16 protein-coding genes are annotated in these 24,909 nt (G+C 42.6%); 4 read left to right on the forward strand and 12 right to left on the reverse strand.

Annotation, left to right across the window (positions count from 1 at the left end; translation table 11 throughout):
- The first annotated feature begins 117 nt into the window (after positions 1-117).
- Positions 118-1,350, forward strand: a complete 1,233-nt coding sequence (locus WKF66_RS19940; protein WP_489676264.1) for a TCR/Tet family MFS transporter — start codon at positions 118-120, stop codon at positions 1,348-1,350.
- Here the strand turns inward: WKF66_RS19940 and obgE are convergent.
- The 4 genes from obgE to WKF66_RS19960 all read right to left on the reverse strand — a co-directional run bounded on the left by obgE (position 1,347) and on the right by WKF66_RS19960 (position 6,787).
- Positions 1,347-2,351 (reverse strand): GTPase ObgE, encoded by a 1,005-nt coding sequence (gene obgE / locus WKF66_RS19945; protein ID WP_489676265.1) that lies wholly within the window; start codon positions 2,349-2,351, stop codon positions 1,347-1,349. The two genes, WKF66_RS19940 and obgE, sit on opposite strands and share 4 nt — an antisense overlap.
- A gap of 9 nt (positions 2,352-2,360) precedes the next feature.
- Positions 2,361-2,930 (reverse strand): adenylate kinase, encoded by a 570-nt coding sequence (locus WKF66_RS19950; RefSeq protein WP_489676266.1) that lies wholly within the window; start codon positions 2,928-2,930, stop codon positions 2,361-2,363.
- 107 nt (positions 2,931-3,037) lie between these two features.
- On the reverse strand, positions 3,038-5,494 hold the full coding sequence (locus tag WKF66_RS19955) for a TonB-dependent receptor domain-containing protein (protein WP_489676267.1): 2,457 nt from the start codon (positions 5,492-5,494) through the stop codon (positions 3,038-3,040).
- A gap of 156 nt (positions 5,495-5,650) precedes the next feature.
- Positions 5,651-6,787: an SGNH/GDSL hydrolase family protein gene (locus WKF66_RS19960; protein ID WP_489676268.1), complete on the reverse strand. Its 1,137-nt coding sequence runs from the start codon at positions 6,785-6,787 to the stop codon at positions 5,651-5,653.
- A gap of 39 nt (positions 6,788-6,826) precedes the next feature.
- On the opposite strand from WKF66_RS19960, the gene WKF66_RS19965 reads away from it, so the two are divergent.
- Positions 6,827-7,252 (forward strand): acyl-CoA thioesterase, encoded by a 426-nt coding sequence (locus WKF66_RS19965; RefSeq protein WP_489676269.1) that lies wholly within the window; start codon positions 6,827-6,829, stop codon positions 7,250-7,252.
- Between the two features lie 48 nt (positions 7,253-7,300).
- Here the strand turns inward: WKF66_RS19965 and WKF66_RS19970 are convergent, their stop codons facing one another.
- The 8 genes from WKF66_RS19970 to WKF66_RS20005 all read right to left on the reverse strand — a co-directional run bounded on the left by WKF66_RS19970 (position 7,301) and on the right by WKF66_RS20005 (position 18,981).
- Positions 7,301-8,200 (reverse strand): AraC family transcriptional regulator, encoded by a 900-nt coding sequence (locus WKF66_RS19970; RefSeq protein ID WP_489676270.1) that lies wholly within the window; start codon positions 8,198-8,200, stop codon positions 7,301-7,303.
- A 139-nt stretch (positions 8,201-8,339) separates the two neighbouring features.
- Complete coding sequence (locus WKF66_RS19975; protein ID WP_489676271.1) at positions 8,340-9,587, reverse strand: NAD(P)/FAD-dependent oxidoreductase; 1,248 nt, start codon at positions 9,585-9,587, stop codon at positions 8,340-8,342.
- Positions 9,588-9,597: 10 nt separating this feature from the next.
- On the reverse strand, positions 9,598-10,599 hold the full coding sequence (locus WKF66_RS19980) for a 4-hydroxyproline epimerase (RefSeq protein ID WP_489676272.1): 1,002 nt from the start codon (positions 10,597-10,599) through the stop codon (positions 9,598-9,600).
- Positions 10,599-12,137, reverse strand: coding sequence for an aldehyde dehydrogenase (NADP(+)) (locus WKF66_RS19985; protein WP_489676273.1), 1,539 nt, complete (start codon positions 12,135-12,137; stop codon positions 10,599-10,601). The genes WKF66_RS19980 and WKF66_RS19985 overlap by 1 nt, the downstream gene beginning before the upstream one ends.
- On the reverse strand, positions 12,134-13,069 hold the full coding sequence (locus WKF66_RS19990) for a dihydrodipicolinate synthase family protein (RefSeq protein WP_489676274.1): 936 nt from the start codon (positions 13,067-13,069) through the stop codon (positions 12,134-12,136). Before WKF66_RS19990 ends, WKF66_RS19985 begins: the two co-directional genes overlap by 4 nt.
- Positions 13,070-13,111: 42 nt before the next feature.
- Positions 13,112-14,812: a M1 family metallopeptidase gene (locus WKF66_RS19995; protein ID WP_489676275.1), complete on the reverse strand. Its 1,701-nt coding sequence runs from the start codon at positions 14,810-14,812 to the stop codon at positions 13,112-13,114.
- A 10-nt stretch (positions 14,813-14,822) separates the two neighbouring features.
- A complete protein-coding gene (locus WKF66_RS20000) occupies positions 14,823-16,220 on the reverse strand; it encodes an aminopeptidase P family protein (RefSeq protein WP_489676276.1) in 1,398 nt (465 codons plus the stop codon).
- 55 nt (positions 16,221-16,275) lie between these two features.
- Positions 16,276-18,981, reverse strand: coding sequence for a DUF5695 domain-containing protein (locus tag WKF66_RS20005; RefSeq protein ID WP_489676277.1), 2,706 nt, complete (start codon positions 18,979-18,981; stop codon positions 16,276-16,278).
- Between the two features lie 318 nt (positions 18,982-19,299).
- On the opposite strand from WKF66_RS20005, the gene WKF66_RS20010 reads away from it, so the two are divergent.
- On the forward strand, positions 19,300-21,456 hold the full coding sequence (locus WKF66_RS20010; protein ID WP_489676278.1) for a S9 family peptidase: 2,157 nt from the start codon (positions 19,300-19,302) through the stop codon (positions 21,454-21,456).
- Between the two features lie 261 nt (positions 21,457-21,717).
- Positions 21,718-24,903 (forward strand): SusC/RagA family TonB-linked outer membrane protein, encoded by a 3,186-nt coding sequence (locus tag WKF66_RS20015; RefSeq protein WP_489676279.1) that lies wholly within the window; start codon positions 21,718-21,720, stop codon positions 24,901-24,903.
- The last annotated feature ends 6 nt before the right edge of the window (positions 24,904-24,909 follow it).

The following is a 24,909-nucleotide window of genomic DNA, read 5'->3' on the forward strand; positions in this document are numbered from 1 at the left end:
GTCATCAAATCTAGTGTTTGTTTCGAGAGTGCAAACAGTTTTCGCTAGTCAAGGCTGAATGCTACAATAATCCTCAACTCAAAGTACTAACTTAGCTCAGCTAAAAAATCAACACCTATGGCTAAATCCGGAAAGGCTGCGCTCAGCTTTATCTTTATTACACTTTTACTTGATGTCATTGGGATTGGAATCATCATCCCTGTGTTCCCACAACTAATCGAACAACTCATCGGCGGGAACATTAGTGATGCTTCGAGATGGAGTGGCTGGTTAACATTCGCATACGCAATAATGCAATTCGTGTGTGCACCGATAATCGGTAACCTAAGTGATAAATATGGCAGGAGACCAGTACTGTTGCTCTCGCTCTTTGGCTTCGGAATAGACTATATCTTTTTGGCATTATCTCCCACAATATGGTGGTTGTTTTTGGGCAGGATCATCGCCGGTGTATTCGGTGCCAGTTTCACCACAGCTACCGCATACATAGCCGATATCAGCACTAACGAGAACCGTGCACAAAACTTTGGCATGATCGGCGCTGCCTTCGGACTAGGTTTCGTAATTGGACCCGCTATAGGCGGACTACTTGGAGAGCTAGGCCCAAGAGTACCGTTTATCGCCGCAGCGATATTAACGTTAATCAATGTGGTCTATGGCTACTTTGTGCTGCCAGAATCGTTGGATAAAGAGCACCGACGTCCTTTTGAATGGAAACGTGCGAACCCAATGGGATCGTTGCTGCAGCTTAACAAATACAAAGGCTTAGGTGGATTAATCGTCGCCCTGGTGTTCGTTTACATCGCAAGTCATGCCGTTCAGAGTACCTGGACTTTTGTTAATATTGAAAAGTTTCATTGGAGTCCGTTCACCGTAGGCATCTCCTTAACCGTAGTTGGTCTCCTGGTCGCAATTGTTCAGGGTGGGCTCATCCGTTTTATTAATCCTAAACTTGGTAACGAGAGGAGCATTTACATAGGTCTAGCGCTATATGCAGTCGGTTTAGTCTTATTTGCTTTCGCTACGCAAAGTTGGATGATGTTTGCGTTTCTTGTTCCCTACTGTTTAGGTGGAATTGCTGGTCCGGCGTTACAGTCGATCTTATCGAGTAATGTGCCTCAAAACGAACAGGGTGAACTTCAAGGTGCATTAACGAGTTTAATGAGTGCTACTTCAATCGTAGGTCCTTTATTCATGACCTACCTGTTTGCCTGGTTTACAAAGCCAGGGGCGGCGGTAAAGTTTGCGGGTGCACCATTTCTTGCAGGAGCGGTTTTTATGATCATCAGTGCATGGATAGCCGCAAGATCAATGAAAAAAGATTCGTTTATAAACCGAAGAGATGCCTAGGCTTCCGCGTTGATAGCGGTCCAAAGCATGTCTTTCAGTTGCACAATATTTTTCTGAGCCACTGAAGAGATGAATATAGTGGGTAAGTTGGTCGGCAATTCTTTCTTCATTTCCTCCGTTAGCTCTTCATCTAACATATCCGATTTGGTAACTGCTAAAACATGGGGTTTTTGCATCAGCTCCGGATTATAATCCTCAAGCTCAGTCTTTAAAATCAAATACTCCTCTTTGATCGTTCTATGTGTATCAGCAGGAACCATAAACAACAACACAGAGTTCCGTTCTATGTGTCTTAAGAAACGAAAGCCTAAGCCCTTACCTTTTGATGCCCCTTCAATGATTCCCGGGATATCAGCCATCACGAAGGACTTGCTATCCCTATAAGCAACAATTCCTAAGTTGGGAACCAATGTGGTAAAGGGATAGTCGGCGATCTCTGGCTTTGCTGCAGAAACGACCGATAGTAAGGTTGATTTACCTGCATTAGGGAAACCTACGAGGCCTACATCAGCAAGTACTTTTAATTCAAGGACTATCCATTCTTCTTTCCCTGCTTCGCCAGGTTGCGCAAAGCGGGGTGTTTGCAAGGTTGGTGTTTTGAAATGCCAATTACCTAAACCACCCCTTCCGCCGGAAGTTAAGATCTTTGTTTCACCGTCTCTAGTAATTTCAAACAATACCTCTCCTGTTTCCGCATCTTTGGCGATAGTACCTAGTGGTACATCCAGAATCTCATCTTTACCCGACTTCCCTGTTGAGGTTCCACTCGATCCAGGCAAGCCATCGGGAGCAATAATATGCTTGCGATATTTCAAATGCAGCAGTGTCCAGAATTGTGTATTACCCCTTAAAATGATATGCCCTCCGCGGCCACCATCACCTCCATCCGGCCCGCCAGTAGCAGTAAGAATGTCACGGTGCAAATGGGACGACCCCGCGCCACCCTTTCCAGAGCGACAGCAAATTTTAACGTAATCAACAAAATTGGATCCTTGAGACATTATGTGTGTTTAGTATTTATCAACCTGAGCGCAAAGGTCGGAAAAAATATCTTCTATCTTACCGATTCCATTTACTTTGCTCAACTTGTTCTGCTCCTGATAGTAAGGCAAGACCTGAATTGTTTTGTTGAAATATTCAGCAATTCTAGTCTGAAGCTTATCTGCCTGATCGTCTACACGACCTGTTTCCAGTTGTCGCTGAGCGATACGTTTTGTTAACTCATCCTGATTAACGTCCAATGCAATAACTCCCGTTATGCTTGTACCTTTGCTTTCTAGAAATTCATCAAGAGCTTTGGCCTGAGGTACAGTCCGTGGAAAACCATCAAATATAAAGCCTTTGGCTTCTGGATTCTTATCCACTTCTTCTTCCAGCATTGCAATTGTAATTTCATCAGGAACCAACTGTCCCTCTGCAATTAGTGCGCTTACTCTCTGACCTAAAGTTGTTTGATTTTTAATGTGAGCTCTGAAAAGATCACCAGTTGAAATGTGGATCAATTTGTATTCGTTGATCAATTTCTCTGATTGGGTGCCTTTGCCTGCACCTGGTGGGCCAAAGAGAACAAGATTTAGCATTTGTGGTGTGTTTAAATTAAGATAATCATCTGAAAATGCCAGAATGCCTGCAAATATAGGATTATTTCAAACATATCAGTTCGAACTTGTCATGAACACGCCACAGTTTAGCCACCAGATTTCACTCTTTTTTCCTCTGCAGCAGAACTTCCCGACCGCTCCCTGGCACCTTTAATTTGACTACTACCAAACCGATAGACCCCCGTTAACCTGAAAACCTGACTCTCCCATCTTTCCTTTACCACATAATTCTGTGACGCCAAAGCGCTCGTAATTCTGCTCTTCTGCATCTTAAATATATCGTTCCCGGAAAGCTTTATGTCCAGTTTCTTTTTAAAAAACGATTGCTTAACACCTAAGTCAATCCCATACTGAGGATCAATTACAATTGTCCCGTAGATCTGCTTTGATTGATAATAGCCCGAAGCCTCAATGGTTGTAGTCGGACTAATTGTAAAGTTTTGCGTAGTGTTTAAGTTGAAGGAAACGCGTCCACTTTGATAGGGCGAACCACCTATATCTGCCGTTTTAAACTCATTGTAATAAGTCGTCCCATTGTTGCTGCTGCTCCACCATTTGAAGAATTGTAAGGGGTAGTTCACATTTAGATTATAAGAGTCCTGGGTGGATAGGTTCTCTTTAGATATAGAGATGGTCTTTTTTGCTGTGTCCAATAACAACACATCAGAGATCACATCCGAGGTATGGCTATATCCGAGAGTTACGTTTAACGTTTTCTTATGCGAATAAGAAAACTCAAAGGCATTGGTATACTGCGGTTTTAAGAAAGGGTTACCAAAGCGATAGGTATAGAGATCAAGAAAAGAAATAAATGGATTCAGTGATCCGTAGTCCGGTCTGTCTATCCTTCTGCTATAGGAAACGCCTATTTCATGGTTTGTAGAAAGTTCCTGGTTCACAAATACACTTGGAAACAAGTTTAAATAATGCCTGTTAACCACTTTATCCTGGGTAATTGAATTTCCCTTCGAATTTGTCTGCTCCAATCGAAGGCCCAATTGCAGGCTAATGTGCTTGTATTTCGTTTTAAAATTACCGTAAGCAGCGTTGATATTTTCATCATATAGGAACTGATTGCTCCTACCGAGGTCATTTTGCCAATCACTACCTACCTGGCGCTCCGATCTAAAGTTGTTATCCGTCTTCACAATGCTTGATTTAACTCCTACCTCCAATTTCATTTCCTTCGAAAACGGGTAACTATAGTCAGCTTTACCTGCCCAAATAACGGTACTAGTCGGTGTAGCATTTCTAAATACATATGTTGGTTTGGAAACCTGTCCGGCAGCATTGAAGTATCTGTTGTCAAAGAGGTCATTTTCATCGCCTATATATCTTGAATGATCGGCATCTATGCTCAACTCCTGGCCCAGGCTGTCAATCGTACTTTTGAAGTTTAGGTTGTAAGACATTCCATGATAGTTGTAATCGCTCGGACTTTGCGCTACCACGGAAGAATCGGTCCTTTGAGGGGCACTTCCAATTAGCGTGAGTACATCGGCCGTGTTATGCCCATTGCTCCGATAGCCATTCATCGCAAAGCCTACTGTATTCTTATCGCTAATAAAATAATCTACCCCTGCTTTATAGTTGCTATTGTTGCGGTACCGGATGCTGGAATTGGTTTGATCAAAGTAAGTTGCATTTTGAGCAGTATTATTCAAACGAACGATGTCTGTGCCGCCAAATCTCTTGTTGCGACCATAGTCAAAGTTACCAAAGACATTGAAGTTCTGCTCCCGGTGATTAAGACTTAACCCGCTGTTTGCCTTATAGTATCTACCATAACCTGCGCCACCTGTCAGAGCGCCATTTGTACCATAGTTCCTGTTCTTTTTCAATCTGATATTTATGATCCCCGAATTCCCGCTGGCATCGTATTTTGAAGATGGGTTGGTGATTAGCTCAATAGCTTGTATCGCATTCCCTTCTGTGGAACGCAGCATATTAGCAACTTGCTCTGAAGACAAGTAAGTGGGCTTTCCATCCAGCATAATCATCACACCCTGTTTGCCCTTTAGGCTGATGTTCCCATCTTTATCTACCGTTACACCCGGCGCTTTCTCTAAAATCTCTAGTGCAGTATTGCCAGTGGCAAGCACACTGTTCTCCACATTGATCACCGTTTTATCTACCTGTCGCTCGATCAAAGGTTTCTGTTTAATGATTTCTACACCTTGAAGTAAAGTGACATCCTGCAGCATTTGAAGCTTTGCTAGCGCATAACTGAACTTCTTTGAAGATATAGAAAACGGTCCTTTTACGACCTTTTTATAGCCAACCACATAATAGGCCACAAGATATGCTCCATCTTTAAGATCACTGAAACGAAAAGTCCCTTTATCAGAGGAAAGTGTTCCTTTGATATTGGTAGAATCCCTGGCGTTCAGGAGTGATAGAGATGCATAGGGAAATGCTTTGCCGGTTTCATCTAAAACGGTTCCTGAAATTTCTCCGTATGTTTTGTCAGCCTGGGCTTGACTCTTCTCAAAAAAGAAGAAGCTTAGAATAATTAACAGGTATAGCGTAAATCTTAATTTCATAAGCTTAGTTCTGTGTGCTGTGTCATTATGACGTCTCAAGAAAAGAAAGGTTGCAGGCAGATCATGGCTATTAGACCAGCAATGGAGAAGCGACTGACCAACGCCGCTTTATCATCGACAAAAACTTTGCTACGTTAGAAAGGGCATGCACATAAACTACCTTAACAATTGTTCATAAAATGGTTTCAACTGTTGCGCAAGGATAAGATGATCTTCTACGCTTGGATGCCCGGTACACCCATGGGCAACAACTGGTAAAAAGTAAAAAGTTTTCACTCTTTTGCCGGAAGTATATAAAAGATCAATTTCTCTCTTTATTGATTCAAGGCAGTCCTCAAGCACTTTGCCGGAGTCGCCACTGATCATTGGGCTGCTGATTAGTGCAATTTGTGCTTTAGGATATTTTGACTTAACCTGCTTAATAAAACTTACATAACTGCGAATGAATACCTGTTGATCAAACGGCTTTCTTGCGGTCTTACCGTCACCCTTACTCAGGTCGTTGGTACCAAGTGCTATGCTTACAATCTTTGGACTATAGCGCTTAAAATCCCACTTCCGAGCATTATCTGTTTTGAAGTCTACGTTTTCATAAACTTGTGGCATCCCTGGACCGTCCATATTCCAGGTTCTGTAAACTCCTATTCCGCTTACACTACTCAAGATGTAATTTAGTCCGAGCGCTCTGGCTACCCGCGGACCATAGGCCTGGTAGGCATTGTGCTGGTCATGGTATACACCTGTGCCACATGGGACTTCTGATGCATCTGCCGCAGCACCACAAGTGATGCTATTGCCGATAAACTCGATCAGGGGCGCTTTAGAGTTACGGACAGCTTTAATTCGTTCAGCCGCAATTTTTGAGACAAAGATTCCACCAGTATGTGCCTCTGTAGCTTTAAAAACTTTTATCGTATGCCAGGTATCTGAACCTGTTGTGATTACAACAGGGTTTAAGGAGTTACCTTCTACCCTCAGGCGTTTTTGATAAATCCCATCCAATTCATATTGTATATAGTTGTGTCCCTTTTTGTCTTTAAGCGAAAGGTAGAGCTCGCATTGGTTTCCTTTAAACTTGATTTCGAAATGCACTGCAGAGCTGATCAACTCCAGTTGCTTCTGCTGATCAATCAACGATCTGCCATAAGGTTTAAGTCTTTCCGCGTAAAGGGTATCGGTTAAAGTGCTCTTGATGTTTGCGTTGCTGATATGAACGCAACACATGAATACGAACGGCAGAAAGAAAAGTTTTAAACGCATAGAAATCGAGATCACACAGACAATAATAATCATTTTTTGAACTAATTTGTCGCCGACAACAAAACCCGCGACATGAAATATTTAAGCTTACGCTGGGCGGATCTAGACCCTAACTTTCATTTAAGGCACTCCGCTTACTATGATCTGGCAGCACAGGAACGTATTGACATCCTTAATCAGTACGGGATCACGATTGAAATTATGAAAGCGGAGAACTTCGGACCGGTTTTATTTAAAGAGCAATGTGAATTTAAGAGAGAAATTCATCTGGAGTCGAAAATCTACATAGAAACCAAGTTGCTACGAATGAAAGAGGACGGGTCCTTCTGGATCATCCAGCATGAGTTCTTATCTGCTGAAAATAAGCTTCATGCACTATTGAAAGTGGAGGGAAGCTGGATTGATACGGTGAAGCGTAAGTTAGCGAGGCCTGTTCCGGAAAGTATACATTCTGGTCTAACCCTATTCCCTAAGACGGAAGACTTCGAATATATCTAAACAATGGCCTGCTTAGTGGTAAAATCACTAAGCAGAACTGCAGCAACGTTATATCCCTACATGGGATAGATTGTTAAGCTTATTGTAGGAACTGATATAGTCTTTCGGGGAGCTTCCAATTACACTTTTAAAGACACGATTAAAATTGGTAATACTGTTGAAACCAGAATTATAAGCCACTCCAGAAATACATTCTGCCTTCTTACCTGTGGTTAGATTCTTGCAAGCTTCATTTATCCTTACCTCATTCAAAAATGAGATGAATTTACGCCCGGTATGCTTTTTGAAATATCGGCAAAATGCCTGAGGAGTCATGTATGCTACTTCAGAAACATCCTCTAACGTAATCTGATTATTGAAGTTTTGCATAATAAAATTAAGTATGTTACTTAACCTGATGCCTTCATTCTCAGAGATATCAGAAGAATAAACAGATGGACATAAGGGATCAATGTCTTTCATCTCTTTCAGATCATTCAGTAGTTCAATAAATTTAAAGATAAGGTCTGTACCAGAGGATTGATGAATCGACAACAGTTTATCTGAAATTTGATCAGAATCTTTTGCTGCTACTTTGAAGCCATGCCTGTTCTGTTGTAAGAACGACTTCGAGTTCTTCATCTCTGGTAGATCGAACAGAGAGGCCATTACGCCTGAAGGATTAAAATAAACGGAACAAGCCTTAATCAGTTTACCATTGTCTGATACAAAGTATTCAGGATTGCTTTTAAATAAGTGAGGGAGATTTGCGCCAATTAGAAAAACATCACCAGATTGAAAATCATGCATACTATTCCCTGCAATTAGTGTCCCTTCGCCTTCTTGTACCCATGTGATCTGACATTCATCATGTCGATGTAGGTATGGATAGAAATGCGGAAGTTGCACATGTTCGGAAATAACACTTTTATCATCTGGTACTAACAGTGTGAATGGTAAGACTTTCATGATGTGATTGGTTTAGGTGCCAAAATTTACGTATTTTAACGCAAACACCCAAGAATAACATCTTATAAGGTTAAAATATGGCTACAATAGGCGAATTATCTCTAAGAATTTAGAGCAATTCTCGTAATTGTATCGCTAATTAACTAAATCTAGACGGCGAAAATGCTTTAATATCGATTTCCATTTTAGATTCGTCGATGATTTGACTAATTAATAGCCCAGTGGCCGGACCGAGGCCCAAACCCATCATTCCATGACCAGTAGCAATAAGGAAATTGTCAAATTCCAAGCTCCTGCCGATATAAGGCAGCCCATCAGGGGATGCCGGCCTAAAGCCGTACCAGATCTTATCCATTAAAGGCAACTTGGGATTAAGGTTCTTAAAATATTTCGGTATCGACTCCACAATGCCTTTAACCCTATTCATGTTAATTTTACTATTCATCTTGGCAAGCTCCATAGTGCCACCGTACCTTATCTGTCCGTTCATTGGAGTAATGGCGACTCTGGCTTCACAAAGTAATGCCGGAATAGTCATTCTTTGCGCCGGTTCCTCTTCCATGAAAGAATATCCCTTTCCTGGCATGATGGACACCTTTAAATTAGCCAAACCTGCTAATGCAGGAGAGTAAGATCCAGCAGCTAGCACATAATGATCAGCTTGCCATTTCTGTTTCCCAGCAGTTACAGAGATGACCTTACGACCAGCGCGCTCTATTTCAGTAACCTCATGATTGCGATAAATCTTCACCCCATCTTTTTCCAGGAACCCCATTAGGGCCTCCATAAGCTTCTTTGGGTAAAGATGGGCATCACATTTATAGTGTACAGCACCAAGAACGTCAAGTTCCAATTCGGGCTGTAACGCAGAACATTCAGCAGGATTCAGTACGACCATGTCTAAACCGAGCTCCCTACCTCTGGCTGCAAGGTGTGCTTCTTCTTCAGCCGCTTTCTCTGTTTTATAGAAGGCTAGAATTCCATTGTTAGTAAGGCCAAAATCAAAGCCCGGTTCTTTTGCAAGATCCTGGTACAATTTTTTACTTAGCAAAGCCAGATCGCGTAATGGTTCCGCTGAACTGGCAACATGTTCATCATTAGCGTACTTTAAAAATTTAAGACCCCAGCCGATGAGCTCCTTGTTTATAGAAGGCTTAACATAAAACGGACTCTTGCTATTAAGCATCCATCTTATCCCCTGCTTGATCATACCTGGCGCTGCCAATGGCACAAAATGACTTGGAACAATCATCCCTGCATTCCCAAATGAACAATTGTCTGAGAGGTCGCTTTTATCCAGGATCACCACTTGATGACCCTGTTTTCTCAAGTAATATGCGGAGCTTAGACCGACGATCCCAGCGCCTATTATTAAAATATCTGCCATTATATATCTACTAGATCACCTGAAACCCGTGGGCATATGGATCATCATCATCAATTTTTATTGTATTGTAACCGAAGACTTTTGCCCAGCCTTCTACACTTGGAATAATAGCATCATGTTGCGCCAACTTGACAACTTCTTCCACTCTCCCTGTAAATTTGCTGCCGATAAAACTCTCGTGTATAAAATCTTCACCCAGCTTAAGCTTACCTTTTGCATACAACTGAGCCATTCTAGCGGATGTACCAGTCCCGCAAGGTGAGCGGTCTATCGCCTTATCTCCGTAAAATACGGCGTTACGCGCCGAGGAGCTGGAGTCCAGTGGAGTACCGGCCCACAAGATGTGACTGCAGCCATTAATCGTCTCGTCCAGAGGATGTACAAACGTATACAACTCATTGATTCGTTTCCTGATGGTTTGACTCCAGGTGATCAATTGCGAAGCCGTATAATTTTCCAGGCCGCCGAAATTCTCTTGTGGATCAACGATCGCATAGAAATTACCCCCGTATGCAACATCGAATATCAACACACCTAAATCAGGGCAGTCGACCTCCAGGTTTTCTGCAGCAAGATAGGCAGGTACATTTCGTAGTTTTACGGAGTCCACCTTACCACCTGTCTGTTTGTACTCGATTAATACCAGACCTGCAGGTGCTTCCATTCTAATGATCCCAGGTATCTTAGGCTGAATTAACCCTTCTTCAATAGCGATCGTTATCGTACCAATGGTTCCATGACCGCACATAGGCAAACAGCCACTCGTTTCGATAAACAATACAGCGACGTCATTATCTGGATCGTGAGGCGGGTAAAGGATACTGCCAGACATCATATCATGTCCCCTTGGCTCAAACATCAGTCCCGTACGGATCCAGTCATATTCCTTAAGAAAGTGTTGCCGTTTTTCACTCATATTTGCTCCCGTTAAAACAGGGCCACCACCGGCGACAAGTCTGACGGGATTTCCACAGGTATGCGCATCAACGCAAAAAAATGTCTTGCTTCCCATTACTTGCTCCAGTTGCTATCTGTTAATCTGAAGATATCTAAAGGGTTTCCATCTTTCAACTCCTCCGGCAGTAATTCGGGATCCCAATCCTGCCAGGCGACTGGCCTTACGAACCTGTAAATTGCCGAAGCTCCAACCGAAGTAAATCTGTTGTCATTCGTTGCTGGAAATGGTCCGCCATGCTGCATGGCAGCACAAACTTCCACTCCCGTTGGTACTCCATTTAGAATCAACCTTCCGGCTATATCGGTTAGCTTGTTAAGGAAGTTTTTATGATTCTTCAACTCCTCCTTTGCAGCCATGATCGTAATTGTCAACTGACCTTCTAAAACCGATGTTGCTCCTTCCAGCTCTTCCAGGTCTTCAGCTATGACGAGCAAAGAATAGGGTCCGAATATTTCTTCCTGCAACTTAGGATTGGACATAAATGCTGCTGCTGAGACACTTGCAACAGTAGCCAAAGACTGATTGATTAGGTCCGTATTTAAAACGTCTGACGAACTAAGTAACGCTACGCCCTCTTCGGATAAGATCTCCTGAGAACGTTTCTGATAGTTGTAGTGTATCCCAGAGGTAAGCATCGTTGCAGAAGGTGTCGTTGCTATCAGCGCCCCAAGTTCTGCGGTGAAAAGTTCCAGCCCGGGAGATCTAACCGCGAAGATTAAGCCTGGATTTGTACAAAACTGTCCAGCACCTAATGTAATTGAACCAGCATATGCCGCAGCAGTTTGTTCAGGCTTTTCTTCAAGGATACCCGGAAGCAGAATTACTGGATTCACACTACCCATCTCGACAAAGACTGGAATTGGTACGTTGCGCTGTTGTGCAAGATTTAATAAAGCCATTCCACCGGAAAACGACCCGGTGAAGGTTACCGCTTTTGTCTTTGGATGTAGAACCAACGAAGCACCAACCTGGTGGCCATCATCGAACAACAAAGTAAAAACACCAGCCGGCAAACCTGCCTTTTTTACCGCTGTAGAAATCGCAACTCCTACTAAAGCACTTGTCCCGGGATGAGCTGGATGGGCCTTTACTACTACCGGACAGCCAGCAGCCAGGGCTGAGGCCGTGTCACCGCCAGCTACGGAAAATGCCAACGGGAAATTGCTTGCACCAAAAACCACTACTGGTCCGATAGGGACAAGCATGCGTCGTATATCAGACCTCGGCAAAGGCTTTCTATCTGGCTGCGCCTGATCAATAACCGCGTTTACCCAGGATCCTTCAGCAGCTTGATTGGCAAACATTCGCAATTGGCCTGTTGTACGGCCAACCTCTCCTTGCAACCTGCCAAGAGGCAACCCACTTTCCTCATGAGCGCGTTTGACCAGGTCTTCCCTGATCAATTCGATTTCATCTGCAATGGCATTTAGAAAGAAGACTTTCTCTGCCCTGCCAATGTTTTTATATATAAAATATGCTTCTTCTGCAGCAGCTAAAGCAAGCTGGATGTCCGCTTCAGTCGCACACACATATTCACCTTCCAAAACTGCACCTGTAGCCGCATTAACTGCGTTAAATGTTTTGCTCATCATACGGTTTCAGCAACTAAGGTGCCCCAACTGTTTACAGGCAATTCTGGTCTTACTGCCAGCGCATCGTTGATAATTTTAAGTACGCGCTCACGCTCCAAACCTTTAATTGCTAATCTTGGTGCCCTTACGTTTTCTGTACCAATGCCCGTAGCTACCTCTGCCAATTTGATGTATTGCACTAGTTTTGGATGAATGTCGAGTTCAAGAACCGGAAGAAACCATCTGTAGATCACCAATGCCTCAGCAATTCTGTTTTCTTTAACCAATCTGTAGATAGCAACGGTCTCTTTTGGAAACGCATCAACCAACCCAGCAACCCAGCCGTCAGCACCCATCACCAGGCTTTCCATTGCAAGTGGATCAACACCTGTGAATATCGCAAAGCGGTCGCCAAAACGGTTAATCATTCTGGTTATATTAGAAATATCTCTGGTGGATTCTTTAACGGCTTGAATATTTGGATACTTTGCCAATTCTTCAAACATATCAAGCGTTACTTCAATCTTATAATCTACAGGATTGTTGTAGATCATGATGGGTAAAGGTGTAGACTCGGCAATTGCTTTGAAGAAAGTCATTGTTTCCTCAATATCAGCATAGTAGCGCATAGGAGGCAGCAGCATAAGACCACTTGCACCCAGGCGTTCTGCTTTCTGTGCAGCCTCAATTGCTTTTTTAGTAGTGGATTCTGCGATGTTTAATAGAACAGGGACTTTACCTTCCACAAAGGATATGGTATGTGACAGCAATTCAAACTTCTCGTCATCAGTAAGCACACTGGCTTCACCTAAAGATCCACCTAAAATTATGCCTTCTGCACCAGCTTCTAACTGTGCCGCTATATTTTTATCGAAAGCATCAAAGTCCAGCTCATCATTATCCGTAAACTTTGTCGTTACTGCAGGGAAAACACCCGTCCATTTAATACCCATATCTATATTTTTTTATCAAAAATAGCCTTATAGACCTAGGTATTAAATATCGATATTAGCAGGTGTTACCAATATCTTAACATCATACATCTTTTCAACTTCAGACTTGTCAAAAAGCTTAATCTGAGCAGGGCTTAATGCCTGTTGCTTCCAGGTCTCTGAGGGAATGATCTTCACTTTTACACCTGCGCTCTTCATCACAACCGGCAAATTAAACCCGGGAACACAGTCGGTCCATTTGTAATAAAGTTTGCCATCTTTTACAAAATAGTTTAAAACTGGTGTCTGAACACTGCGTAAATACTGGTCAAAAACCTTACTATAGTCATATCCGGCACGTTTGGAAATATAAGATTCAATCTGAGCGGTAGTCACGGTCTGATGATAAAACGTCTTGTTAAGCCCGCGCAGTATATTTCTAAACAATACATCATTGTCCATGCTGTGACGAATACTATGGAGCATATTACCTCCTTTGGGATACATGTCTCCACTTCCCATAGCGTTGACATTGTAATCTGCAATGATTGGCTTGTCATTTCTTATGCCTTTGCGAATCCCATAATTGTACTCGTTACCTGCCTGTGTGCCAAAATGGTATTCAGTAAACAGTGTTTCACTATAGTTGGTGAAACCTTCATGTACCCACATGTCCGCAAGATCATTCGTGGTAATGTTGTTCCCAAACCATTCATGTCCGCTTTCATGAATAATGATAAAATCCCATTTCATTCCCCAGCCGTAGCCGGAAGCATCACGACCACGGTAGCCAAATTGGTAACCGTTACCATAAGACACTGCCGACTGGTGCTCCATACCGGTGTGAGATGCATCGATCAACTGGTAGCCATCTTCATAAAAGGGATAGGGACCAAACCAATATTCCAATGCTTTGAACATCTTGTGTACCTGATCTGGCATATAGGTCCTCGCCTTATTGAGGTTGTAATCGAGCACCCAATAGTTTACACTCAAAGGGCCCTTTTCACCTTTGTAAACCTCTTTAAAATTAGCGTACTTACCAATGTAGGGAATGATACAGTAATTACTGATCGGATTCACCACATTATATTTATAAGTAGCGGTTCCATCTTTATTGTCCCGCTTGAATACCATTTTGCCGTTAGCTATTGCAGTTAGGGTATCTGGAACAGTCATTGTTAGTGAGGCACCTTTATTCGGTTCATCGCTCTGGTGATCCTTATTGGGAAACCAAACTGACGCGCCTAAACCCTGACAAGCAACCGTCATCCATGGGCGCTTTAGTGAATCTTGTTCAAATATAAAACCACCATCCCAAGGGGCCCGAATTGCCTGATGTACTTTGCCATGATAATAAATGCGGACGTTGTTGACTGCTGCCACCTGCTGTGCAGGGATGTTTAGGTACCAGACAGATTGAGATTTCGCAAAAGTTAATGGCGTTTTCCCGTTGTATAGCACACTATCTATGATCAGCGGTTCCTGCAGATCGATCTGCATCTTAAGTTTCCCGCTATTATTTTTAACAACTTTATAAACGATAATATTATCACCTGAAATGGTTTTGCTATTGAAGTCTGGCTTAACAGAAAGTTCATACCGCTGCACGTCCCACCAGGTTCTCTCTTTAGTTAAGGTACCTCTTAACGAATCGGCGCTGCTATACTTGTTCTGCTCAGCAGGCTTATTTTGAGCGCTTACATTAAAGCTTAAAATAAGGAAATTCAGGCTAACAAATAGTCCGATTCTTATCAAATTCATAGGTTGAGTATTAAAATGCATTACTTCTAATTTGTTCTATTTCTTCAATGCTTAAAGCAAGGGGCTTTCCAAGGATTTCAGACCCTTCGGACGTGATGACGAAATCGTCTTCCAGCCGTATGCCGCCAAATGATTTGTACTTATTGACCTGCTCATAATTAATAAAAGCAGACAAGTGCTTTTGCGATTCCCATTGCTCGATAAGCTCTGGTATAAAGTAGAGCCCAGGCTCCACAGTAAGTACGTATCCTGCTTCAAGCGCTTTCCCAAGACGGAGCGACTTCAAACCAAATTGACTGGTGTTTTTTACCAGCTCGTCGGTATAGCCTACATACTGCTCTCCCAGATCTTCCATGTCATGAACATCCAGACCCATCATATGTCCGGTTCCACATTGAAAGAAAAGTGCATGAGCTCCTTGCTGTACAGCCTCTTTCATATCTCCTCTCATCAGACCTAACGCCTTTAAACCTTCTGCCAGTTGAAGACATGCCTCAAAGTGTACATCCAAATACCGTAACCCTGGTTTCAGTAAGGCTGCCGCGCTGCTATAAGCATTCAAAACAATCGAGTAAAGCTCCTTCTGCTTAGCACTAAATTCTTTGCCAGCAGGAAAAGTACGGGTCAGATCTCCAGCATAGCCCATTGCAGATTCCGCTCCAGAATCGTTCAAAACCAGGTCACCTTCACGCAATGTATTGCCATGGTGATGGTTGTGCAAAATATGGCCATTCACGGTTAAAATGATCGGATAAGCAATATTACCTCCCGCAGCCATGGCCACCTCTTGCAAGGCAGCTGCTATTTTGCTTTCCTTCATTCCAGGTCTGGCCATTTGCATGGCTAACAGCTGCATGTCAACGGAAGTAGAAACTGAAGAGTGAATCTCCTGTATTTCGCCAGCCGACTTAATTGACCTTTGTGCAACTACCGCTTTGATCAAAAGCCGCGATGCTAAAGCCGGAAGGGATTGAACGTTTAAGGAAAGCAATTCAGACAGTCGGATTTTATTTCCCGCACGGTATGGAGGTAGAAAATGTATTTGGAGGTTCTGTTGTGCAGCTTTCGCTAAAAGGTCGGTCAAAGCTGATACCGGCGCCACTTCTGCTAATCCCACTTCAGCCGCTTTCTCTCTAAGTGTCTTCTGCCTGCCCATCCAAACGATATCATCCATACTCATCTCGTCGCCAAACAAGATCGTTTTGTCTTCTTCCAGGTCAATGACCACAGCCAATTGCGGACTGCTTATACCAAAGTAGTATAGAAAAGTACTGTCCTGACGGAAATGGTAAGTATTATCCGCGTAATTCATTGGGCTCTCCGCATTGCCCAGAAACAACAGTATGCCAGACTTTAGCTGGCTCGACAACCGTTGCCTTCTGCTTATATATTCTTCTTTTTCAAACATGAATTCTGATTTAAGGACTGCTCAATGTCAGCAATAATTACAAGTTTAAATAAGATCATCTTGAAATCGTTAATTTAATCTTAACCGGGGTTTGAGCCAGTGGAATCTCGTAAGCACCGCTTACAACATTGAACTTGCCTTCTAACTTGTAAGCTGGATTCTGCTCCATACGAAGAGCCGCATTCGGAGTATGTGCATCTGCCGGGTCAAGGGTCAGTTCAACCTCGCCGGTAGCTGCATTATATGATACTTCGCTGAATGTACCTGCATCCAGTGTAACCCAAAGACGCGCAGGTGCAATAAATACAGCTGATTTTGCTGCTGTCGTAATCTTAACAGATATAACCTTGCCGCTTTTCTTAAGATTACCACCGAAACTCAACCAGCCATAAGTGTTATCATTTACAATATAAATTGATGTATTTACTGCATAGCCGTAGAAATTAGATCCGTAGTCGCCAGACAAAGCATCTATTTTCAAGGTAGAAGGAAAAGCATGAAATGCCGCCGGACCAAAACCATCTTCAGTGATATTGGACACTGCGCCCAATAGTCCGCCGTACCCAACCCTTAACAGATATAGGTCCTCAGGCTTGTTCCGAAATTCATTGAGGACTGGAATTGCATTTAAACCTGAACCGTAGTGATGAAGTTGTCGCTCTACCCGTGACAGTTTTCCTCCATACAAGAAGTCCCAATATCTTCGTGCACTCCCATTGTAGCCCCAATGTGGAACGGTAGGCATATAGCCAAGAATTGCATTCAGCGTTACCTCAGCCTTTTCTCTGTATTTGAAATAATCAGACCACATATAGACCTCTTCCTGTCCGGTCGAATCCCATGGCATTTCACTACCAAAGGGATAATTTAAGGTACGCCAGTGGTCGGCGCGCTTCTTCATAGCTGCTTCTAATTTAGCGGCCATTTCTACAAGGCCTTCATGCTTCAGGTCTTTTAGAATATATAAGAACACGGAGCCTTCCATCTGGCCGAACTGCGCATAATAAGGTGCGAGTTCTACCATGGCCATACTGGTATGATAGGCATTCTCCAGGTACCATTTCCAATCTTTATCCGTTACCAAACCTGTGTGGTAGCGCGCTTCCCGATACAATACCCAATGTGCTGCAGCAACGTGAGGATAATTATAAGATCGCCCTAAATTGTTAGCTTCTTTAAGCGGCCATGCTGCCCAGCTTTTATAATTTACGTTTTTACTATAAGTGCCTTCAGGCATCTTATCCGGCTCATAATAGAATAGACTTTTTCTAACCCCATATTTACCTGAATCAGCCGTAACCTGGATCTTACCCCAAATGGTTTGATTGACAAATTGTTGAAGTTTCAGCAGCTCTTCGCGATCTGGTGCTACCAATTGTTTCATGATTGCCCCAAGCCAAGCTCCTGCTCCGCCCTCATCGCTCAATCCAGCTATCCAGGCTCTGCTATCCTCCGTTACTTGCGTTTTTGTATCATAATCGTAAGTAATGACAGATGGAGCCCGTTTAAAAGGATCATTCGCATTAGTATACCATTGTTTAGTGGTCAAAAACTTACCGTAATCACCTACAAGTGTAGCCTCTGGCTTAATCACCTTATAATGGACCGTTTGCTTGAGGCCATCTTTATACACGATGGTCAGCGTTGCCCGTCCCCAGGTTTTACCATTGACCTGAAATGCTTTAATTCCTGTCTTCAAGGCAGGAAGTTTTGTAAGTACTAATGCCCCTTCAGGATAAATGTTCATCGATTTTATGGGCGAATTGTAGTTTATAAAAAGCTTCGCATCCACATCTTGCGCAATGACATACCCGGGTATCCCGACAGCCACAGGGCGACCGGCAGCAGCTAATGTTTTCTCAATAGCACGAATTTCGGGTGACAAGATAAATTTAAGTCCATATTCATGTACCTCCCCTGCTTTCAGTACCAAGGTGCTCGGTGTATTCCAGGGCTGAGCGCTTTTCCAATCTGTCTCGGTATTTGCCTTAGTTAATGGCATCCATTCATAAAAGCCTTCAAATGTTGTTCCTCTTGGAGTCGGGTCATCCAACAATGGACTATAAGCCTCAAATGGTGTTTTACCTAAAGGAAGCACCAAAAGTGCAGGTCCTTTTCCGCTTAGGCGTGTTGCCTGCAAATAGCCGGCATCAGCACCTATATAAGGATCATAAAACACATTGTTTGCATGGGCGTCGTCCAATGATGTTTCATGCATGATGTTGTTAAAAACTAGTGGTATGCCCAGGGAGCCAATCTCGACCGACGTGTTGGTTTTGTTTTTTATTTTAAACCTCAAAACCAATGCACCATTTTCCTGCTCCCAATACCTTTCTACACTTACAGGGATATCTATTGGCAATGTATTGCTGAGGTCCGCCGCGGCGAGAACGTTTTTCGAAACAGGTAATGCGGTAACAGGAGCACGCTTGGAAGCCGTACTATATTTTTTCCAATCGCCGGTACCTACCTTTATTCTCAGATTTAGATCACCAAGCTGATACATCCCATCACTACTCCTGAGTTTAAGAAACTTTAGCGGACTAAAATTAAAGGCAGTATCGGAACTTGGTCGTAGCGCCGAAAGGGTTTGTGACGACTTTAGTAACTGGATGTGGAAAGCGGACGACTTTAAATCTAAAAACCCCTGTTCCAGACCAAGCGTTGAGGGCCTCTTTGCAAGATTCTCCCATGGATTCTGCGCCATTGCATATACAGGGATGATAAGAGTTAGTAAAAGAATGATTTTTCTGAACTGCATATTGTAATGTTTGTATTTCATTTGCATGTACATCAAATGTATTATTTATAAGCCCTTCTCGGCTGAGCCATGGCTGATTCGGCAAAAATGTGATAAGCAATGGTTCATTTAGGATAATCTCCGGCTATAATGGGCTAATTCTTTGAAAATCTGACAATAAAAATGTGGCTATTTTTACAATTCAACCCTTTACCATAAAACACTATGAGATTTCTTTATTTATTCGTGCTTTGTACTTCAATAAATTTTGCGAATGCACAACAAACAGCTTATAAACCCAGTCATCAGGAGTTAGTTGCCTCTTATAAAAGATCAGCAATGCTGGATACAACCGCGGCGAAGAAAGTGTTCAGATCATCGGTAAGACCAAACTGGGCTGCAGATGGACAATCATTCTGGTATAGACTCAGCACTGCTTTCAATACCTCAGAGTTTATACTGGTCGATCTGACCGGAAACAAAAAAGGTCTCGCTTTTGATCATACCAAGCTGGCAGAAGCATTCAATAAAGTAGCTGATAAAAAGGTAAGCGCAAGTAATTTACCAATCGAAGACATGATCATAAAACCAGGTCAACCTGACCTTATGTTCTTATCTAAGAAGGTATGGTATAAGTGGACTATAAACAGCAAAGTGCTGAACGTGATGACAACTGCACCTAAACCTGACGCAGCAGCCCGGGATCAATCCAGAAGACAAAGAAACTTTGGTCAGAGAGATGTGGTGTCGCCCGACAAGAAACAGACAGCATATATTAAGGAGGGAAACATATTTGTAAAAACAGAAGGAGCCACAGCGGAGACCCAACTAGCAAAAGATGGGAAAACCGGGGATGAATATGGCAGAATGAGCTGGTCGCCCGACAGCAAAAAACTAATAGGTTACAAGATTGATTTCAAAGAGACAAAGAAAGTATACTATATATTAAGTTCACAACCTGACACCTTTAGAGGAGAACTGAAATCACAAGACTATATGCAACCCGGTGATGACTTCAGCAGCTTTGACATGTATGTGTTTGATGTTGCTGGAAACACGGCTAAAAAAGTGGATGTAGAGAAGATCGACTTCTTTGGTCCGCCTCAACTACACTGGAGAAAGGGAAACAACAATATCTTTACCTTCGAGCGAAGAGATAGAGGACACCAGCGCTTCAGGGTGATTGAAGTAAACGCAACAACCGGCTCCTCCAGGAACATCATTGACGAAAAGACGAAAACTTTCATTTATGAGCAAAAGATATTTACGGAATACTTGGCGGATACCCATGAAATTGTTTGGGCTACGGAAAAAGATGGATATCGCCACCTGTACTTAATGGACGAGCTAACCGGCAAAGAGAAAAATCGCATCACCTCAGGCAACTGGGTAGTCCGCACGATAGACAGTGTTGACACTAAAAAAAGAGAAGTTTGGTTTAGCGCTAGTGGCATGAACCCTAAAGAAGACCCTTATAATGTCCATTATTACCGAATTGGATTCAACGGTAAAAATCTGGTTAGCCTGAGCCCTGCAGGTGGAAACCATACGGTGACCTTCTCACCGGACAAAGCACATTTTGTTGACGTTTATTCTCAGGTAAACGTTCCACCAGTAAGCACTTTAAACAGAACTACAGACGGAAAAAAAGTGATGGATCTTGAACAGGCGTCCGTTGATGAATTCTTAAAAACCGGCATAAAGCTACCTGAGGTGTTCGTTTCTAAAGCCAGAGATGGCAAAACAGACATCTGGGGTATTATGTGCGTGCCTTCGCAACTGGACAGCAGCAAAACCTATCCAGTCATTGAATACATTTATGCTGGACCACAAGACTCCTTTGTACCTAAAAATTTCCTTCCGTACAGCGAAATGCAGAGTATTGCAGAACTAGGCTTTATTGTTATCCAAAGTGACGGAATGGGAACGGCTAACAGATCAAAAGCGTTTCATGATGTCGCCTGGAAGAATCTGGGAGATGCTGGCTTTGAAGACCGCATCTTGTGGATCAAAGCACTTGCGCAAAAGCACAAATACATTGACGCTACTCGTGTTGGCATTTATGGCACCTCAGCCGGGGGACAAAATGCGGGCGGAGCTGTACTCTTCCATCCTGAATTCTACACTTCTGCAGTTGCAGCTTGTGGGTGTCACGACAACAGGGTAGACAAACAATGGTGGAATGAACAATGGATGGGATATCCAGTAGGCCCACATTATGAAGCACAGTCCAACGTCACCAACGCCGGAAAATTAAAAGGCAACCTGATGCTGTTGGTTGGCGAAGCTGATACCAACGTTCCACCAGAATCGACCTATAGATTTGCCGATGCGCTAATAAAAGCGGGCAAAACATTCGAGTTAATTGTGGTTCCAGGCCTGGGTCATAGTGATGGTGGTGTCTTCGGAAAAAACAAAAAAAGAGACTTTTTTGTAAAAACACTACTCCAAGTCGATCCACCGAACAGGAATATGGAAGAATTGACTAAAAACTAGAACTAAACACTTTAATTTCACAAACATCGGCTTGACGTCGTCAAAAACAACAGCGAATTAAGTAGATAAACAGTATTAAACCGCAATAACACTATAATCCTATAATTACTCAGCCTGCTAAGTGTCAGTAATACACTAAGCAGGCTTAATTTAACTCAAAAAACAGTAAAATACTACTGATAGATGTTAAAATATGTTAATTCCTTGTAAAATATTGGCGATACTTTTAGACTTCTGTTAACTAGACTAACAACTAAATTTATGTACCAAACTTTTACGAAAACCACAACCAAAGTTTTATTTGGGATTTTCTTTTACTTGTTGATTCCTTGGCAAGCTTTTGCACAAAGCAATCTTACAGGTACAGTCTTGGATGAGACAAAGAAACCTGTTCCGGGCGTAACCGTCATGGAAAAGGGAACTAAGAATGGAACAATGACCAACGCGGACGGAAAGTTCGCTTTAAAATTGACTAAATCCAATGCCATCATTGAAGTAAAAATGTTAGGCTACTCGTCCAAAGAGCTTTCTGCAGCAGGCAAAACAACCTTAGACTTTATACTTCAGGAAGACAATCAAACCCTAAGTGAAGTCGTGATGGTTGGTTATCAAACCATCAGTAGAAAGAAGTCTACTGCAGCAATTTCAAGTATCTCTGCCAAGGAGCTCGCAAACTTACCTACTTCGAGTTTTGACCAATTGTTACAGGGCCGACTAGCCGGGGTAAACGTGCAGAACTTTACCGGATCACCTGGTGCAGCGCCAAGTGTAGCCGTAAGGGGTAACTCCGCGATTAGCAGGGGTTATAATGAAAGTACTGCAGTGAGCTCACCACTATATGTAGTGGATGGAGTTCCACAGCCAACAGAAGACATCGTTGGTCCTGGAACAGGAACTGGAACCAATTATTTGGCAGGACTAAATCCTACGGATATCGAAACGATTGACGTTTTGAAGGATGCATCTGCCGCAGCGATCTATGGATCAAGAGGTGCAAATGGAGTAATCTTAATTACCACCAAAAAAGGCCTAAGCGGAGAGCCAAGAATTACCTTAAATACCTACACCGGAGTAGTTGAGCGTCCAAATTTACGTGACGTGACACTTGGTGCTGCGGAAAGAAGGCAAAAGATGGAAGTATTGCAAAGGCAATTACTGTATGCAGATCAAAGATATTTACCAATGATCCTTACCGATAGTTTAAATCCGGCTTACAATGCGAACACGGATTGGCAAGATCTATTTTACCGCACAGGACGCATCAACAACGTCGATTTAGGCGTAAGTGGTGGTAGCGACAATGGCATCACTTATCGCTTTAGTGGTGGTTACTATAATGAGGACGGTATCATCACCGGAACAGGATTTAAGCGCTATTCAGGCCGTCTGAATATGACTACCCGTGCACTAAATCAAAAATTAATGATCAACCCAATGTTCTATTATGCCAGAACCGATAGGGCAAGAGGAAATGAAGACCAAAATGACCCAAACAATCCGGTCCGTTTAGGTGCAGGTAACATGCCTTCTTCACTACTTAATTTATCACCGGAAAAAGCGGCTTACTATTTAGATCCTGAAAGTGGAAATCTGGATAAAAACATAAGCAACCAGCTTACCATCAATTTAAATTTAACGTATGAGTTTACTAAAAACTTATTCTTTAATTCTCAGTCTTCCATCCAATTCAATTCAGATAGAAGAGATAGAAGTACAACTAGTCTACTAAACAACGGAACTGGAAATGCCTCTACGAGTTATGCAAAGTCTACCATCAAGCCAAGACTATCAAATTACTTCACTTATAGCAATATGTTCAGCAAGCATAGTGTGAGTTTTGTACTGGGACAGGATTTGGAATATACTCAAGACCAAAATACGGAAGCTGCTGGCTTTGGCGGTGCATCAGATAACATTCAAACTGTTACCGGTTACCAACAGTCAAGAATTTTCGCGAGTTCAGCTTATCAGGCATTTGGTCTGGTCGGTTATTACGTAAGAGCAAACTATGACTATGACAGCAAGTATTTACTATCACTGGTCACTAGAACTGATGGTTCTTCCAAATTTGGAAAGAATAACAAGTGGGGTTACTTCCCTTCTGCATCCATCGGATGGATACTGTCAGAAGAGAACTTCATGAAGGACAAAGAAAATAATCCTTTTTCTCTGGTTAAAGTAAGAGCCAGCATTGGAAGATCAGGTAGTTTACCACGAGATGACTACCAAAATTATCTACAATACAACTTATACAGAGTGAACAATGGGGCTTATAACGGAAGTAATGCAACTTCTTATAATGGCGTCACTGCAATTACCCCAAATTTCGACAATGGTGCTGCTCAAAATAACCTGAGCTGGGCTAAAAACTTACAATGGAATATTGGTGCAGATATCGAACTTCAAAATGGAAAGTATGCGCTAAGTGTTGAGGCCTACAACAAAGAAGGATCTGATCAATTATTTGACGTCAACCTGCCGGTAACCACTGGATACGATGTAGCCACTACCAACTCACTCGGTGTGCAAAACCGTGGTTATGAACTGACTTTGCGTGCCAGCCCTTTTGACGGTGGAGCGATCAAATGGAATACTTCTTTTAACATCGCGTATAACAGAAGTAAAGTAATGAACCTGCCGAACGGCAATAGAGATCTTGTTTTCGCTGATGGAGGAGACAGATTTGACAAGTCACACATTCTTTCAGTAGGAAGCCCGGTAAATGCCTTCTATTTATATAGAACAAAAGGCGTGTATTCGAGATTAGGTGATGTTCCGGTAAATCCGCTAACAGGACAAAGGTACAGCAGTCAGGGAGAGTATGGCGCTGGTGACTTCTGGCTGGAAGATCTGGATGGCAACTACATGGTAGATGTATTCAACGACGGTATCAATCCTGATAAGATTCCTTATGGAGATCCAAATCCGAAATGGACAGGTGGTTTTACCAACAACTTCAGTTATAAGAGATGGACACTGGGCGTTTTCGCGACCTTCACCTTAGACCGCGATGTATTGAACTTATTTGAAGCAGATCGCTTTTCAAATTCTACAGCTGGTGATGGCGTATATAACTTTGCCAGCTACTCTACGCCTGACTTAAGTAAAATAAACATCTGGACAAAGCCTGGAGATAACGCAGAATATGCGAAATATGACATTGGTACTTATAGATACTACTACACTTCTGCACAAACATTCTTCCTTGAAAAAGGCGGTTACCTGAGAATAAAAAGTGTGAGCTTAAATTACGATCTGGGTGAGAAGGTCTTAAAGAAATTTGGCTTTGGTAAGTTCAGAATATTTGGTGTAGTAGATAATTTAGCCATGTTCCAACAATCTGATCGACTGCCTGATGCCGAAGCAGTAAGTCCATACGGAGAATATAAAGGTTCGGGCTATCCTATTCCGAAAAAATTCACATTAGGTCTAGACATTCAATTTTAATACGAG

The organism is Pedobacter sp., assembly GCF_037719805.1.
In the GTDB taxonomy this organism is placed as follows: Bacteria; Bacteroidota; Bacteroidia; order Sphingobacteriales; family Sphingobacteriaceae; genus Pedobacter.